This window comes from Hyphomicrobium sp. B1 (assembly GCF_049532635.1).
Classification (GTDB): Bacteria; Pseudomonadota; Alphaproteobacteria; order Rhizobiales; family Hyphomicrobiaceae; genus Hyphomicrobium_B.
On record NZ_CP134871.1, the window covers coordinates 2288030 to 2303497 of the forward strand.

Sequence of the window (15468 nt, forward strand, 5' to 3'; positions counted from 1 at the left end):
GCGGTGAAGCGCTGGCCGGAGGCATGAAGTGGGAGCTTCAGCATGACTTCTGCCGTAAAAGGCAACTTGCGATCTTACGCCGGGACGGCAACGGCCATCGCGGCTTTGATCGCGGGCGGCAATCTTATGATCTCAGGTTCGCCTGCAGAGACGATTCTTTCCGAGGAACGCAACGACGCGCGCGAGCGGGACGATGTCGAGGGGGCGTCCGGAAAAGAAACGTCGGAGTGGAAGCCGGAAATAAAGCGCCACAACGAAACGATCGTTCCGAAGCAATATCTCGGCGCTGACGTTCCCGGCGATGGTAAGGCGAATACACCCGCGGAAGCGAATGCAAAGCCGCGCAAGAAAAAGACATCGACCAAGGGCGCCTTCCGTCCCGATCCGCAATACAACAAAAAGTACGATGCCAAGGGGCAGGCGGATATCTATGGCGGCAAAACCGCAGTCGAGCCGCCACGCCCGCTTTTGGAAATCGGTCGTGAGCAGTACACGTCGGGGATATACGACGAGAGCAGCACGCTGTTCGGCAAACTGAATCCGCTGCTTCCGGGGCTATCCGTCTATGGCGATTGGCGAACGGCGATCGCGTACAACAAGAACAACGGCAAGGATATCGCGCAGGTCGCAACCCGCTTGAACCTCGACGTCGATTTCAAGATCACTGCGACCGAGCGAATCCATGCGTTCTTTACGCCGTTTCAGGACGGGAATGCGAAATTCACTCGCTTCGAGTTCGGCGGTAACGATGGCGATCAGAAGTTTACCGACGAAATCGATCTTGATCCGCAGACGCTGTTTTTCGAAGGTGATGTTGGATCAATTTATTCGGGCGTGACAGGGAAATATGCTGGCTTCGATTTGCCGTTCACGGTCGGGCTCTTTCCGTTGTTCCTGCAGAACGGCATTTGGGCGAACGATGCGATCCTTGGCGGCGCCGTGACGATCCCTGCGCAGAACTCGCCGATGCTCGGCCTGTCAAACTACGATCTCACCTTCTTCGCGGCCTTCGACAACGTCGATAATGCGAGCCCTATCGATCGAAACGGCAAAGTCGATAACCACGCCGCTAATCTGTTTGGCGTTACAACTTTCATCGATGCGTACGGCGGTTATATCGAAGCGGGATACGGCTTCCTTCAAGGCAACGGAAGTCAGGAAGCCGTCGAGCAACACTTCCTAACCGCGGCTTATAGCCGGCGCTATGCCAACACCATTTCGAATTCGACCCGATTGTTCGCTAACTTTGGAGACGATGGTCGGGGAAGCGGAGATGGCTTTGCCTTCATCTCGGAAAACAGTCTGATCTCGCCCTTGCCGAGCACGCTTTTGCCTTATGCGAATTTCTTCGTCGGCGTCGGCAGTCCTGAACCGCTGGTCGATGGCAATAATGCGGGTATATTGAAGAACGTCGGTATCAACTTCGAAACCGACGCGCTGACGGGTTATCCGAAACTCGACGATACCGCATCAAATACGTTCGGCGGTGCGCTTGGCGTCGAATATCTCTTCAATCTCGACCAGCAGATTGTTTTTGAAGTGGCAACCGTGCAGCCATTCGAGAACGACGGCATCGGCGTAAGAGATCCGCAATATGGCTTCGGTGTTCGATACCAAATTCCGCTCGATCGAGCGTGGCTGTTTCGCGCCGATGCGACCTATCAGATCCAGGAAGGTGGCGAGGACAACTTCGGGTTCCGCACGGAACTCCGCAGGAAATTCTAGACGCCTCGCCAAAGGAATCGAATAGCGCCCCAAAAGTTGGGGCGCGTGGGGGATGAGATGAAAGGTGATTGGCGTGAGCTATCGCGGCCGAGCGATGGCTTCGATTTCGATATCAACATCATCGTCGACCATGGCTTGGTAGTCCACCATGTTGAACGCGCTGCGCCGAATGCGGGTCTTAGCAAGAAATTTGCGCGCGCCGACGTCATACTTCAGGGCGGGATCATCGTGCGGCTCAATTGTGACGTTCAGCGTCACCGGCTTTGTGATGCCATTAACGGTCACCTCGCCGGCAACCTCCGCGGAGGTTGCTGATCCGGCATGCACTTCAACGCTCTTGAACGTTATCACCGGCGACGTTGCGGCATTGAAAAAGCTCGCGCCCTTCAGCTCGCTGTCTATGAGCGTATCCCCAGTCGTAAGGCTGGAAGCCGCAATCAAAGCCTTGATTTTGCTCTTGCCGGGCTTGCCTTCGTCGTAGTCGAGAGTGCCGGAAACCTTGGTGAAGCGGCCGCGCTGTTTTGCATAGGCGATCTTGTAAATGAAGCGCACCTCGGTGCGGCGCTGATCGAATACGAAACGCGCCGCTTGCGCGATCGGAGCCGGTAACAAGTTGATCGCAAGCGCAGCACCAAACAGAACGCGCGTAAAAGTGGGTCTTTTATGACCCCGCTTCTCCAGCACATTTTGGCGCTTGCGGACACTGACAGTCCCGAAATCGCCATGAACATGATTGCCGGTCTTAGCGTTTTTCACTGCTCGTGCTCCCTCGTTTGGCGTGCGCGTCCGCGCCGCTGGGCTGCGTTAGGGCTGCCACGACCTGCGAAATCTCATCTCGAGCCGCCAGGGCTTTGATCGCAATGATCCATGCTACGGACAGAGAAATAAGTGGTCCGAGCAACAGAATGAGGAGGTCAGAAAAGACGTCGGCCATCGCGCTTCCCCCAATTGCGAGTGCGCTCTCTCGCTGCCAATCTCCCCTCCGACACGACGCGACGACAGAGTGGCGAAAATGGGTTCGGGAAATGCGCGATTGGTCGAAAACGCAGTGCCGGCGCGCGACGGCTGCCTCGTCAAAATGCAAAGTTTATGAGGCTGGTAGCGACGCGCCGACGTGGTCCGATCAGCTCTGCGCTGAGCAATCAAATTTCATTGCAGTGATTTTGACGCCGGTGCCAAACACGCCGTAAGGAAAGAGTTGCGGCGGCGCCAATTTTTTGCGCCGACGCCATTCGCAATGAAGTTAAGAAAAAGGTCATCAAAGGCGTCAATGGGGAATCTGGTTCTGTTCCTGCTTGACGATCGACTCATCGTTTCCCTGAGAGGCATTGGGATCGACGTCGGGCTTGGCGGAATCGCCGATCTGCTCATCCTCCTGCTTCACAATTGAGGAGTCTCCGCCCGTGGAGGCGTTCGGATCCACGTCGGGACGAGCTGAATCGCCGACTTGATCGTGCTCCAATTTGTTAAGTTCTCCCGCTCTCAAATCCGATACATAGGCCGTCGCAACGACGGTCGAAGCTATGAACAGCATCAAAACTTTTTTGGACATCGGAGCTTTATCCTTCAATGGCGTTGAATTTCATTGGGCAGTATTCGAGAAAGGATAGGGGACAGACCGAGCAACGCTCGGAGGCGGCATCGACGCCGTTCGCGAAATATGCAATTTTGTCCGATGACGGTCTTTTAGTTTCGCGCTTTTTTTAAAAAAGCCTAAATGGCATGTAAACGCCGTCGTCACAATCGATGCTTTGATGCGGCGCGGCAGAGTTTTCTCGACGGTGTCGAGCGCTCCTTGACCGAAGGCACGATGCCGGCTGATACTACGGCGTGGATTCTCATCAGCCGCCCTCACGACAAACCAACTCCCGTTCCCAGACTGCGATGCTGGGGGTGTGCGCCGCTATTCTCTCGTGCGCGGCGCTATATGTGGCCGAGACGATCTTCGCGCCGCTCGCTTTCGCGCTCTTCATCATCGCCATCACCTGGCCGTTGCAGAGGTTGCTGCAAGCCAGAATGGCCCGGCTCGTCGCAGTTGCAATAACAACAGCTGCGATCATCATCGTGATCGTCGCTTTTGCCATGTTGCTTGCCTGGGCCGCGGGGCGCGTGGGGCAATTTATCGTGAACGACGCAGCCCGCCTGCAGGCTCTCTATGGTTCGCTGACGTCGTGGCTGGAAGGTCATGGTGTCGAGTTGGCCGGGCTATGGGCGAGTTATTTCCGTGGCGATCAATTGTTGCGCCTGGCCCAGGAAGTCACCACACGGCTCAATACTGCGCTCAGCTTCCTGATTGTCGTCTTCATTTATGTGCTGCTCGGATTGCTCGAAGTTGACGACGCATGCGCAAGACTTCGTGCGTGGCGACAAGGAAGCCTTGGCACAGTTCTACTGACCGGAGGAGCGAACGCCGCCACCAAGCTTCGTCACTATATGCTCGTCCGCACACAGATGAGCGCGATCACTGGCCTTTTGGTATGTATGTTCGCGTGGCTTGCGGGGCTGCCGCTGGCGCTCGAATGGGGTGTGATCGCATTCGCCCTGAACTTCATACCTTTCATCGGCCCATTTATCGCGACCATGTTTCCGACCGTGTTTGCCGTCGCGCAATTTGCATCGTGGCCCGCGGCCGTCGCCATTTTCGCGTGTCTCAACGTCATCCAGTTTGTGGTCGGAAGTTATCTGGAACCGCGGTTCGTCGGGAACGCATTGTCGATATCGCCTTTCATCGTCCTATTTTCAGTCTTCTTCTGGACGTTCCTCTGGGGGCTTCCCGGAGCCTTCATTGGCGTACCGATCGTCATAGTGCTTCTTTCGCTGTGTGAGGTTCATTCGTCGACGCATTGGATTGCGGATCTTTTCGGCGCACCGCCGCTGCGGGGGCATGGGACACAGGATTGAGGGCGCCAGAAAGAACAACGCGCTCCGGCGTGAAGAGGGTAAATCGCCCGTCCGGTCCCGCGCCGAGCGTATGGATATAAAAATAGGTATCTTTATCGTCGGTCACGTCCATCACTGGCGACGGAGCAGAGACGATCGTCAGCTCGCCACAGCGCCCGATCCAATCGATATGACGATGGCCGTGCATGACGATGATCTTCTTCCCATGTCGTTGCATCCGACGAACGAACCAGCTGCCATTGATCAGAGCCGTGCCAATCCGCTCCGAAAGCGCCTTCGAGGCTTTGGGATACTCGACGACGTGATGATGAAGCGCAACGATCCAGTAGGCATTGGGAAATTGTGCGAAGACCTTGTCGGCGGCATGTATTTGCTCGGTGGTCACAAGGCCGAGCGCATTCGTGAACGAGAAATGGGTCTCGGCATTCGAATCCATCAGGATGACGCCGAGCCCGTCCGGCGTCTGCGGCGGCAGAATCATCGGAAAGCTTTGCGCCCAAACGTTTGCGAGGCGCCATGATAGGCGCATGGCGCCGCTATCGGCAAATTCTGCAATTTGCTCTTCCAAAGGCTCAAGCGACTTTTGCAAGCTCGCGCCGGACTGATCGCTCTCGTCATCGAAAATGCGGACACGCTTGCCTTGCACCTCGGTTATGGCGGCAAGCGCCCGAACTTCGCGCAATCGCATCTTGGGACTGAGAGGCAAATCGAGTCGCGCAGGATTTGCTCTGTCGACGACATTGAGATCGTGATTTCCCGGGAGTATCACGGTGAGTTCTAACAGCCGCGGATAGTGCGTCATTGCATCGAGAAATTCCGCCCATTCGGTCGAGCGGCCTGCGTCTGTGATATCGCCGGTGATCACGATCAAATCGAGTGGTGTTCGTGCGTGAATGGCGTCGAGCTTCGCCAAAAGCTGCATAAGGCGATTGTTGCCGCGTGGGCCGGAGCGTCCTCCTTCTATGCGAAAGCCATATCTCTCGCCGACAGTATGAATGTCGGAAAGGTGCACGACGCGCCAAAGTTTTGTTGCTGAAGCTGAAGCGGGCCTCGGAGAAAAATCCTGCGGCTGCGCCATCAGGGTATCGGGCAGTCCCCAAGTCAACGCCGCCGCCGCGAGATATGCGGTGACGATGGCGACGCTGTTGCAAAGCGCGATACCTATCAGTCTGGTCGGCGATGAAAGATCGCTGACGGAGCCCGTCCACCTCGTCTGCGGCCACACGAGCGTAAAGACCCAGATCGCAAATGCGCAAATCAGAACGCCGGCTACAGTAGCGCTCATTGCGCGCACGCGGCCGCGGCTTCGCTGGTCAGCGCTGGCGGTCATGAAGCGCTCGGCGAATTGACGGACCGCTTCCCGCACAATCGCGTAAGCCGGCTGCACCGCGAGTGCATTCAGTGACCAGAAATTCGTCTCGACGAATCGCCATAATGGCTTGCCGCCAAACCATCCGATCGCAATCAGGGCGAGCAACGCGATCGGCGCGAAGAGACCAGTATAAATCGCGGCCGTCTTCGATGAAACCGTTCCGATCCATATCGAAACGAGAACCGGCGCTGCTCCGAGCATGATCGCAGGAACGACGATCAGCGCAGTCCAGGCCGCAAGTAACTTTGGCAAACTGATTTCCGAGAGAAGCGTTCCGGCAAGGGATAACAATGTTCGTCGTTTCGTGCTCGATCCGTCGTCTTCGGCGTCGCCGTTCCGCGGGTCGATGATCGACTGCATGGTCGCTTCTTTCTGACGAGGTGGCAAAGCCACGAGACTTGCAACACTTAAGGCAAGCAGGCCGAAGTGTCAGCTCCGGCGTCCATGCTCTCTCCTCCCTCTCTCAGAGCTAGGGATCGACTGATTGTGGTCTCTACAGAATAAACGATAAAGAGGCGCCCCAGAAGAAGGCTCCATGCGAGCCTTCGCCCGGGGTGCCAAATGCCGCCGTCCGCGCAGCGTTCGTCAACCGAGTGCGGCGCTGTTCTCCTGGCGCACCCTGCTTCCGAAGAAGATCCACCAAATGCCATGAGACAGGAGATCGATGCCGACCAGAAGTCCCAAGACCCACAGGCCACTAAATGGCCATTTGGCGAGAATGACGAGGCCTGCCACGATGCCGATGATCCCGGAAATCAGCAGTAGTGGGCCGAACAAAGCCCAATACTGAAACGACTGGACGATCCGAACGCATCCCGAAGCGATCAGAGATAGCGCGAATACTAAGGTCAGGATAACCGAAGCACGTGCAGGGTCCGTGATCAGCATTATTCCGCAGACGCCGTAAAGAAAGCCGACAAGCAATCTCAAGATGAAGCCGCGCCAATGCTGTGTCGAAAACGCTTGGAATATTTCCGATATGCCTGCCACCAGCAGCAATATGCCAATGAGCATCGTACTGATTACCGTCGCAGCGACGACGTCTCCCAGGACGAAGATGCCAGCGAAGACGAAAATGGCTCCGACCAGAATAGCGCCCCACCAACTGGGGTCCGAGGCCTCTGTAGGTCTCGCAGAAACAGGACTGGCGGTCATGACGAACCTCTCAATCTATCGAACGAGGAACGGGAAATGCTGATCCATGAGTAGCGCCAAAGAGTGCGCGCCGACCGTTGGATCATAAGCGGCACGTGAAATGTTTAATGGCGCCATCGCCCAGCATATGACGTGCGCTTACGGACATCTGATCGTCTGCGATAGATGGCGTCGCTATGAAAGACAGAAGAATTTACCGGCGAAGCGGCCGCGAGGAGAGACTGCATGATACGGACTCCTTGGTTTGCTTGTTAGCTGCCAAGTGTCCCCCGTCTCCCACCATTATAGAGAGCGCGCCGAGGAACTGTCTTCTCTTTTGTTTCTCAATTGATTGTCTTGATGAATTCCTGATCACATGCCGCCAATTCGTAGGCGGGGAAAGCAAGGCGCCTGAAGCGGGTGATTGGATCGGGGGGCTGCCGCGTCATCGTTAAATCCCGAGTCGTAATGAGACGCGCCTCGACCGCATCCGTTCGACTGAACGTTGACCTCCATCAAGGCCGAAAAGAGCGCGAGCAACCAGAACTCCGATGAGCTCAACGGAGAAGACAGATGGCTGCAGCTTTAAGACACTTCATCGACACACAGGACTTCTCGCGCGAGGAGCTGCTGCGGATCATGGACCTTGTCCGCCTTCTTAAGGAAGCTGACAAGGCAGGCGCATGCCCGCGGCTCCTTCAAGGTGCGTCGCTGGGCATGATCTTCGAAGAGCCATCGACACGCACGCGTGTTTCGTTCGAAGTCGCGATGACCAAGCTTGGTGGTCACGCTCTCTATTTGAGACCGGGAGAGATCCACCTCGGCAAGCGCGAGAGCATCCGCGATACGGCAGAGGTGATCAGTCGTATGGTCGACGTGATTGAAGCGAGAACGCTCAAGCACAAGACGGTTCTCGATCTCGTGGCAAATTCGACCGTGCCGGTCATGAATGGCTTGACGGACTACAACCATCCGACCCAGGTCGTGTGTGACGTCTTCACGATGATGGAGCACAAGCTTCCGGATAAGTCGCTGACCGACGTCCATGTGACGTTCGTCGGTGATGCGACCAACGTTTGCTCCTCGCTGATGATGATTTGCACGCAGACGGGCATGCATTTCACGCACGCTGCACCTGTGCGTTATCAGGCCCCGAAGGCCTGGCAGGATATCGCCCGCGCCAATATCGCGAAGTCCGGCGGCACCCTTACTGTTACAGATGACGTTAATGCAGCGGTTAAAGACGCCGACTTCATCTATACGGATCTCTGGTGGTGGATCGGACAGGAAGCTGAAATTCCTGATCGCGAACGGGCTTTCATGCCGAAGTATCAGGTCAACGAAAGCCTGCTCGCACGTGCTCCCGCGCACGCCAAGTTCATGCACTGTTTGCCGGCATCACGTGGTGTCGAGGTGACAGATGCCGTCATGGATGGACCTCAATCAATTATCTACGACCAATCTGAAAATCGGCTCCATACCGAGAAGGCCCTGCTGGCCTACTTCGTCTATCCGCGCCTGAAGATCGCGGATCCAAGCGCTATCGCCCGGTATCGGAGCGCTGTCGATGACTTCCACATGCGTGCAACCGAACTCGTCAGCTAAAAACATAAGAGGATAATCCAATGGCGGTCTCAGCCCCGGGTGCAGTGCGGCCTCCGCGCTTCCAAAAGGTTCTCCACGGCTTGGATATGACCTTGTTTACCGTCTGTGCGGTACTCGTCATTGACCAGCTGACGGCAGCGGCCTCGATCGGCGTGCAATCGATCTTCTGGTGGATATTCACGCTCGTCTTGTTCTTCATTCCGTATGGTCTGATCACTGCTGAGCTTGGCAGCACCTACACGGAGGAGGGCGGCATCTATGCCTGGGTTCGCCGCGCCTTCGGACCCGTCTGGGCTGGACGTACCGCTTGGCTCTGGTGGGTCAACGTCGCCTTCTGGATGCCGTCTGTGTACATCCTCTTTGCAGGCATTCTGGCAGAATTGATTGCGCCGGATATGAGCCTGTGGACGAAGATTGTCATCACGCTGGGCCTGACGTGGCTCACCGTCGGCATCAATATCATCACCCTGGAGGTCGGGAAATGGGTGCCGAATATCGGCGCCATTTTCAAAGTGATTATCATGCTCGCGCTCGGCCTCGGCGGCATTGCCTACGCAATGCATAACGGTCCCGCGAACGAGTTCAGCCTCGCGACGCTCACGCCGCACTGGGGCGATAGTCTCGCGTTCCTTCCGGTCATTATCTATAATTTCCTCGGCTTCGAGCTGATGTCCGGAGCGGGTGAGGAGATGGAAAATCCTGGGCGGGACGTGCCGTGGGCAATCGTACGCTCGGGGTCGATCATCGCGTTCTTCTACATTCTGGCAACCGTCGGCATTCTGCTCGCACTCCCGCTTTCCGACATTGGCCTCATTAAGGGCCTGCCGGATACGTTTCAAAAGATCTTCGGCGCAGGCATCTCCGGCAATGTTCCGGTCATCGCCCTATGCGTGATGACGCTCTATACATTGATCGCCAACATGACGACGTGGTCGATCGGAGCAAACCGATCGGCCGCCGAAGCGGCCAATCGTGGTGATCTGCCGTCGATCTTCGCCAAGCTTCATCCTGTTTATAAGACACCCGCCAACTCGGCTATCCTGTGCGGTGTCATCGCCAGCGTCGTGCTGTTGATTTACGGGTGGCTCGCAAAAAGTTCCGAAGATCTCTTCTGGACGACCTTCGCGTTCTCGTCCGTCGTCTTCCTGCTTCCCTACTTCCTGCTGTTCCTCTCGTTCCTGAAACTACGTAAGGATGATCCAGATATTCGACGTCCTTATCGCGTTCCCGGCGGCTATCCGGTTGCTGTGCTGCTGAGCAGCATCTGCATGCTCTTTATCCTGCAGGCTATCGTCTTCTTCATCTACAAGCCCGGCGCGGTTGATATGACCTACATAGGCGCCGTGGTCGGAGGCGTCGTGCTCACGGTCATCGTCGGCGAATTCCTCGTCCATGGCAAACGTCCCGAACCAGCGAAACCGACGAAGGAGATTGCCCATGTCTAAAGTCCTCGCAACGACACCCAAGCAGGACGGCTTTCGTATGCCGGCGGAATGGGAGCCCCACATTGGTTGCTGGATGCTCTGGCCTGAGCGATCGGATAACTGGCGAAGTGGTGCAAAGCCTGCACAGCATGCTTTCGCGGCTGTCGCCGCCGCGATCGCCCAGGGAGAGCCGGTAACTGTCTGTGCATCTCCCGCTCAATATCTTATCGCCCGAGAGATGCTCGACCCGTCCGTACGTCTCGTCGAAATGACGAGCAACGACAGTTGGATCCGCGATTGCGGGCCGACATTCGTCGTAAATGATGCGGGCGCGGTGAGGGGTATCGACTGGAAATTCAATGCTTGGGGTGGGCTTGCCGGAGGGCTCTACTTCCCTTGGGATCAAGACGACCTCGTCGGTGAGAAAGTCATAGAACTCGAAAGGGATGATCGGTACGCGCCGGACTTCATTCTCGAAGGCGGTTCAATCGATGTCGACGGGCAAGGCACGCTCTTGACCACAGAAGAGTGCTTACTCAATCCGAACCGCAATCCCGATAAAAGCCGTGCCGAGATCGAGAAGTATCTCTGTGACTATCTCAATCTCGAGAAGATCATCTGGTTGGAAAAAGGCGTCTATCTCGACGAGACGAGCGGCCACACTGATAATTTCTGCCGCTTCGTTGCGCCCGGAGAAGTTGTGCTGACGTGGACGGAAGATCGCTCCGATCCGCAATATGCGATTTCGGCGGGCGCCTTGGAACGGCTCGAAAAGGCGACTGACGCACGCGGGAGGCGGCTGAACATTCACAAGCTCGTCGCGCCAAAACCAGTCTTGATCACGGCTGAAGAAGCCGCCGGAGTCGATAAGGTTGCTGGAACGCTACCGCGCGAAGCAGGCAATCGGCTCGCAGCATCATACGTCAATTTCTACATCGCCAACGACGTAATCGTGATGCCGCGCTTCAACGATCCAGCTGACGATCCGGCGCAGGATGCGTTGGCGAAACTCTTTCCGACCCGGCGGATCGTAAGCGTGCCCGGGCGTGAGATCGTTCTTGGTGGCGGCAACATCCATTGCATCACCCAGCAGGAGCCGCTCGGCCGACGTCTGCTCCGTATGGCAGGAGCCGCATAGCAGATGCGGATTGTCGTTGCCCTTGGCGGGAACGCGTTGTTGAAACGCGGCGAGCCTTTGTCTGCAGAAAATCAGCGGCGCAATATGCGCGCCGCTGCCGATGCATTGGCCCTGGCATGTAAGGGGCATGAAATCGTCATCGTGCATGGAAACGGTCCTCAAGTGGGCTTGCTCGCTCTTGAAGCCAATGCCTACAAGGCGCTCCCGCCTTATCCGCTCGATGTGCTCGGGGCCGAGTCGCAGGGGATGATCGGTTACGTCGTCGCTCAGGAACTGCGAAATGCGAGCCCGGAACGTCCCACCGCGGCGCTCATTACACAGACTATCGTCGATGGCAGCGATCCAGCATTTCAACGGCCGACGAAACCGATTGGTCCCGTCTACACTTCAGAAGAAGTTGCGTCGCTTCGGGAGCAGCATTCTTGGACGTACGCGCAAGATGGGAAGTCATTTCGCAGGGTTGTGCCTTCTCCCCAGCCGGTGGAAATCGTTGAACTCCCGATTATTGATAGTCTCGTTCGCAGCGGCGTTCTTGTCATCTGCGCCGGCGGCGGCGGCATACCCGTCCGTCGCAACCCGGACGGCAGGATCAGTGGCGTCGAAGCCGTCATCGACAAGGATCTAGCCGCAGCACTCCTCGCCGAGAAGCTTGGAGCCGATCAGCTGGCCATCCTCACTGATGTCGACGCTGTCTATCTCGACTGGGGAACGCCGCAACAAAAGGCCATCGGAAAAATCAAATCGCTCGATTTGCGCCGCCATGGCTTTGCGGAGGGCTCAATGGGACCGAAGGTAAGCGCAGCGTGCAACTTCGCCGAACGGACCGGTCGCGCCGCCGTTATCGGATCCTTGTCCGCTGTGCAGTCTGTATTGAGCGGAAAGGGTGGCACGATCGTGCTCCCCTGATGGCCTCATCGTTGCGGTGATTTCACCAGATCCGTGGATCCTTAGAAGGGCAGAAATCCCCCCAGGGACGATTCATAGGTAGGTTTTCGAACGGTGCGACGACCGCCGCTTCCTTTGCGCGCCAGATATCTCTTGGCGTCCGGGTCTCCCAAGGCGGCGGCTTTCTGCAGCCATGCACGGCCGTCTTTCGTCATGCGGGGACCGCCTTTCCCCTGGATCAAAGCAATGCCGTAGTCGTACATGCCGATGCGATCACCCGCATTGGCAGCCTTCTCGTACCACTGGCGGGCTTCCTGAAGATTTTTAGGGCCACCCAAGCCCCTTTCGAGGAGAAAGCCATATAGAGGCATCGCAAACGAACAGCCGGCTTCAGACGCGCTCTTAGCCCATGTACGCGCCGATGAATAATTCACGGCAACGCCTTGCCCGTGCGCGTAGATTGTTGCGAGCATCCCCATAGCGTCCGCATCACCTTTTTCGGCCGCTTTTTGAGCCCAGTCCCGCGCTCCGCTTAAATCCTTTCGACCGCCGGTCCCGTCATACAAAACTTTCGCATAGTAGGTCATGGCCCGAACGAGGCCCTTTTCGGCCGCCTTCTGATACATTTCGCGCGCGCCCTGGGGATTTGCCGGGCCACCCTTCCCGGTTTCAAAATAGTAGCCCATTCTGTACAAGCCGTTGGCGTCGCCCTGATCAGCCGCCCGCTGAAACCACGATCGCGCCGCCGCGAAATCTTGAGGGCCGCCCTCACCATCCTGATAAAGATAGCCCATCCAATCCATCGCCGGGACATTCCCGGCATTCGCTGCTTTCTCAAACCAGGAACGAGCAGAGGCAACGTCTTTGGGGCCGCCTTGGCCGTCATGCAGCATCATGGCCAGGCTGAACATTGCTTCTGATAGGTCACCGTTATTTGCGGCCGCTTCATACCATTTTCGAGCGGCTGGTAAGTCCGCGTCGCCCCCCAATCCTTTCTGTAGGATCGACGCCAAAAGGTTCATCGCAGAAGCATTGCCGGCGTCTGCTGCGTGTGACAGCAGCTCTCGCGCCTGAGTTAGGTTTCCGTCGTCGTATGCCTTGGAACCGGCTTCCCAGAGTGCCACCCCTTTCGGGTCAGCGTCCCTCGCGTAGGCGCCCGTGTGACTAAAGAAATTCATAAGCACGGCTGCCAAGGCGAAGACGAATATTCGTGCCAATTCTCTTCTCCGTCTTATGCCGTGCTTGTTCAAAACGATCCGCGATATGCGGCGGGTAGCTGCAACGGCTATCATCGCCTTCGAGGCATCGAATAGCTTCGCTCATGACATCACCGGCGGCACCAACGATTGCAGGATGTGTAAGATTCGCGCTAGGCCAAGGCATTGCATGCGCTGATGGCCATCTGACGTCTGCGGCAAATGTTTTAGTCATATCGCCCGGGCTCGTGCGGGGCACCGTAGACATGCATCAAGACATTGGTTTTCATTGATAAAATGGAATGGCGTGGCCATTTAAATGGCCGTTTTCAGACGCAGTTCCAAGTAATTTTGAGCCAACCTTCTAGGCTCGCGTGGTGCTAGCCCAGCTAAAAATTGATTTCAAACGGCTGGTACATCTCGGCCGCGGATATCGATCGTGCCGACTCGGTTGCTCCTTCGCGACGACATCTTTCAAAGAAGAGGCTTCCCTATGAGCCTCAGCTCTCGAGCAGATTTGATTGATGTGAATCAAGCATCACTGGCAGTGCATATGCGAGCCTCGAAGCCATTCATTGCTCGGGAGGTTTCGTCATGTCCAAGAGCGGGAATCACACGCCATTTCATTACGTCGCAATCGCGATAGGAGTTTTTGGGCTTCTGTTGGTCGGTAGCCCTGCGGCATTCTCCGAGCAATTTCAATCTGCGCAAACCACGTCCGAAACCCCAACGGATGCCGGGGAAGATGCTAAAGCGGCCATTGATGTCGCCAAGAAAGCCGCTTTGAACGCAATCGAAAAGGCAAGGCGAGCAGTCAAAGACGCAATCGACAAAGCGCGAATTGTCATTCCGCGTTCCATTGACAATGCTCACCATAAAACGACGGAAGTCTTGGACAAGGCGCAACGAAGCGCGGATGAGCTATTCGATAAGACCGAAGATGCGACGAAGGATGTCCTCGGCAAAGCTCGGGAAACTATCGATGAAGCGCCAAAGGCGATTCCCGATCAGAGGTTCAAAGCGGGCGAACAAACGTACCGAACCTACTGCGCCTTATGCCATGGAATAGGCGTAGGCCCTGGGATGTTTGCTGAAGCGCTGAAGAAGCCCGCTCCCGATCTAACCCAAATCTCCAAGCGCAACGGGGGTTGGTTCCCCAGAGGAAGGGTGGAACGAATTATCCGCGATGGCGGCATCAGTGGGCACGGAACAATGCGGCTGCTTGCGTGGGAAGGCTATTTCTACGAGAACATGCCACCTGATGCCGCTGATCGTGAAATTGATCAGCTGGTCTCCTATTTGGAGAGCCAGCAGGCACAGTGAACCCAATGCCAGTCTCGGCATCATTGTTAGCATGAGTTCATTGTAGCCGTGACCTGACAAGTTCTTCGGCAGTTGATGTTGGTCCCTAACGTATCGACGCGCCGAGGCCTGCGACGTCCGTCGATTGCACGCTCTTTTGAGAGCAGCTCCACGATCATCCCGACGGAATTCTCTCCAGGTGCACAGTCGCTTGCGCCAGTCTACGAAACAGATCTCGCCGGCGCTTCAGCGGCAACCAATCGTAAAGAAAAGTCTCGATCGGCTTCCAATTGGCGACCCATCCAAAGAAGACTAAGCTCTCGGAGACGATGGCCGCAAGCGGCCCTGCGCCGAGCGTGCTTCGCACCAATTGGCTGCCGAGGAGACACGCCACAAGGGTGGCGGAGCCCACGAATAAATAGAGACGTCCGATTCTAAACAGCTCATTTAGTTCGCGTTGCGCAAATTGCGCGCGTTCTGTGAAGTAGTTTGCCAGCGCCGACGGAAGCTCCCACTTTTGAGCATCATGCATCGCCTCGTCGGGCAAATGGATAACAATCTTCAGAGGCGCATCTGATGGTAACTCGCGTGCCCAGCCGACGATGTAATCTTCGGCATCTTGATCCAGATCCCGCTCGTGAAAAGGCGATGGGTCGAGCGAGTTAAAAAGCTGCGCCAGCTTTTGAATCCGCAGCTCGATGACGCCGTGGGCGTTCGATATCTTCTCGTCAGTGTTGCTTGTTGCCATAAGCCCGAGTCCCAATCCGAACCTGCGGTGGCGATGAT

14 protein-coding genes are annotated in these 15468 nt (G+C 56.5%); 7 read left to right on the forward strand and 7 right to left on the reverse strand.

The annotated features are described in order from the left end of the window. Positions 1-42 precede the first annotated feature (42 nt). Positions 43-1725 carry a hypothetical protein gene (locus tag RLW55_RS10985; protein ID WP_423414199.1) on the forward strand — a complete coding sequence of 561 codons (1683 nt, stop codon included), beginning with the start codon at positions 43-45 and terminating at the stop codon, positions 1723-1725. Positions 1726-1803: 78 nt separating this feature from the next. Here the strand turns inward: RLW55_RS10985 and RLW55_RS10990 are convergent, their stop codons facing one another. The 3 genes from RLW55_RS10990 to RLW55_RS11000 all read right to left on the reverse strand — a co-directional run bounded on the left by RLW55_RS10990 (position 1804) and on the right by RLW55_RS11000 (position 3277). Beyond that, complete coding sequence (locus RLW55_RS10990; RefSeq protein WP_423414200.1) at positions 1804-2481, reverse strand: YceI family protein; 678 nt, start codon at positions 2479-2481, stop codon at positions 1804-1806. Then, a complete protein-coding gene (locus tag RLW55_RS10995; RefSeq protein WP_423414201.1) occupies positions 2468-2659 on the reverse strand; it encodes a hypothetical protein in 192 nt (63 codons plus the stop codon). Before RLW55_RS10995 ends, RLW55_RS10990 begins: the two co-directional genes overlap by 14 nt. A gap of 333 nt (positions 2660-2992) precedes the next feature. Then, complete coding sequence (locus RLW55_RS11000) at positions 2993-3277, reverse strand: hypothetical protein (RefSeq protein WP_409560744.1); 285 nt, start codon at positions 3275-3277, stop codon at positions 2993-2995. 377 nt (positions 3278-3654) lie between these two features. Here RLW55_RS11000 and RLW55_RS11005 point away from each other — a divergent pair, with 377 nt between their 5' ends. Then, complete coding sequence (locus RLW55_RS11005) at positions 3655-4626, forward strand: AI-2E family transporter (RefSeq protein WP_423414202.1); 972 nt, start codon at positions 3655-3657, stop codon at positions 4624-4626. Here RLW55_RS11005 and RLW55_RS11010 read toward each other — a convergent pair. Together RLW55_RS11010 and RLW55_RS11015 are read right to left on the reverse strand one after the other, a co-directional pair. After that, on the reverse strand, positions 4526-6358 hold the full coding sequence (locus RLW55_RS11010) for a metallophosphoesterase family protein (protein ID WP_423414203.1): 1833 nt from the start codon (positions 6356-6358) through the stop codon (positions 4526-4528). The genes RLW55_RS11005 and RLW55_RS11010 overlap by 101 nt on opposite strands. A 225-nt stretch (positions 6359-6583) precedes the next feature. Further along, on the reverse strand, positions 6584-7153 hold the full coding sequence (locus RLW55_RS11015) for an HdeD family acid-resistance protein (protein ID WP_409560741.1): 570 nt from the start codon (positions 7151-7153) through the stop codon (positions 6584-6586). Positions 7154-7705: 552 nt separating this feature from the next. Here RLW55_RS11015 and ptcA point away from each other — a divergent pair. Genes ptcA through arcC form a run of 4 tightly spaced genes read left to right on the forward strand, consistent with a single transcriptional unit; the run spans position 7706 to position 12205 of the window. Next, positions 7706-8737, forward strand: a complete 1032-nt coding sequence (gene ptcA, locus RLW55_RS11020) for a putrescine carbamoyltransferase (RefSeq protein ID WP_423414204.1) — start codon at positions 7706-7708, stop codon at positions 8735-8737. Between the two features lie 20 nt (positions 8738-8757). Beyond that, entirely contained in the window at positions 8758-10182 is a 1425-nt protein-coding gene (locus RLW55_RS11025; protein WP_414463464.1) for an APC family permease, read from the forward strand. Beyond that, a complete protein-coding gene (gene aguA / locus RLW55_RS11030; RefSeq protein ID WP_423414205.1) occupies positions 10175-11299 on the forward strand; it encodes an agmatine deiminase in 1125 nt (374 codons plus the stop codon). Before RLW55_RS11025 ends, aguA begins: the two co-directional genes overlap by 8 nt. A 3-nt stretch (positions 11300-11302) precedes the next feature. Continuing rightward, complete coding sequence (gene arcC, locus RLW55_RS11035; RefSeq protein WP_423414206.1) at positions 11303-12205, forward strand: carbamate kinase; 903 nt, start codon at positions 11303-11305, stop codon at positions 12203-12205. A 41-nt stretch (positions 12206-12246) separates the two neighbouring features. Here the strand turns inward: arcC and RLW55_RS11040 are convergent, their stop codons facing one another. After that, positions 12247-13434 carry an SEL1-like repeat protein gene (locus RLW55_RS11040; protein ID WP_423414207.1) on the reverse strand — a complete coding sequence of 396 codons (1188 nt, stop codon included), beginning with the start codon at positions 13432-13434 and terminating at the stop codon, positions 12247-12249. 540 nt (positions 13435-13974) lie between these two features. Here RLW55_RS11040 and RLW55_RS11045 point away from each other — a divergent pair. After that, positions 13975-14703 (forward strand): c-type cytochrome, encoded by a 729-nt coding sequence (locus tag RLW55_RS11045; protein ID WP_423414208.1) that lies wholly within the window; start codon positions 13975-13977, stop codon positions 14701-14703. A 154-nt stretch (positions 14704-14857) separates the two neighbouring features. Here the strand turns inward: RLW55_RS11045 and RLW55_RS11050 are convergent, their stop codons facing one another. Continuing rightward, complete coding sequence (locus RLW55_RS11050; RefSeq protein ID WP_423414209.1) at positions 14858-15430, reverse strand: hypothetical protein; 573 nt, start codon at positions 15428-15430, stop codon at positions 14858-14860. Positions 15431-15468 lie beyond the last annotated feature (38 nt).

Excerpts from the sequence above, each read along its gene's own strand:
- RLW55_RS10985 (WP_423414199.1), top strand. The coding sequence starts at position 43 with ATGACTTCTGCCGTAAAAGGCAACTTGCGATCTTACGCCGGGACGGCA.
- RLW55_RS11015 (WP_409560741.1), bottom strand. The coding sequence starts at position 7,153 with ATGACCGCCAGTCCTGTTTCTGCGAGACCTACAGAGGCCTCGGACCCC.
- RLW55_RS11050 (WP_423414209.1), bottom strand. The coding sequence starts at position 15,430 with ATGGCAACAAGCAACACTGACGAGAAGATATCGAACGCCCACGGCGTC.
- RLW55_RS11045 (WP_423414208.1), top strand. The coding sequence starts at position 13,975 with ATGTCCAAGAGCGGGAATCACACGCCATTTCATTACGTCGCAATCGCG.
- RLW55_RS11000 (WP_409560744.1), bottom strand. The coding sequence starts at position 3,277 with ATGTCCAAAAAAGTTTTGATGCTGTTCATAGCTTCGACCGTCGTTGCG.
- ptcA (WP_423414204.1), top strand. The coding sequence starts at position 7,706 with ATGGCTGCAGCTTTAAGACACTTCATCGACACACAGGACTTCTCGCGC.
- aguA (WP_423414205.1), top strand. The coding sequence starts at position 10,175 with ATGTCTAAAGTCCTCGCAACGACACCCAAGCAGGACGGCTTTCGTATG.
- RLW55_RS11010 (WP_423414203.1), bottom strand. The coding sequence starts at position 6,358 with ATGCAGTCGATCATCGACCCGCGGAACGGCGACGCCGAAGACGACGGA.
- RLW55_RS11025 (WP_414463464.1), top strand. The coding sequence starts at position 8,758 with ATGGCGGTCTCAGCCCCGGGTGCAGTGCGGCCTCCGCGCTTCCAAAAG.
- arcC (WP_423414206.1), top strand. The coding sequence starts at position 11,303 with ATGCGGATTGTCGTTGCCCTTGGCGGGAACGCGTTGTTGAAACGCGGC.
- RLW55_RS10995 (WP_423414201.1), bottom strand. The coding sequence starts at position 2,659 with ATGGCCGACGTCTTTTCTGACCTCCTCATTCTGTTGCTCGGACCACTT.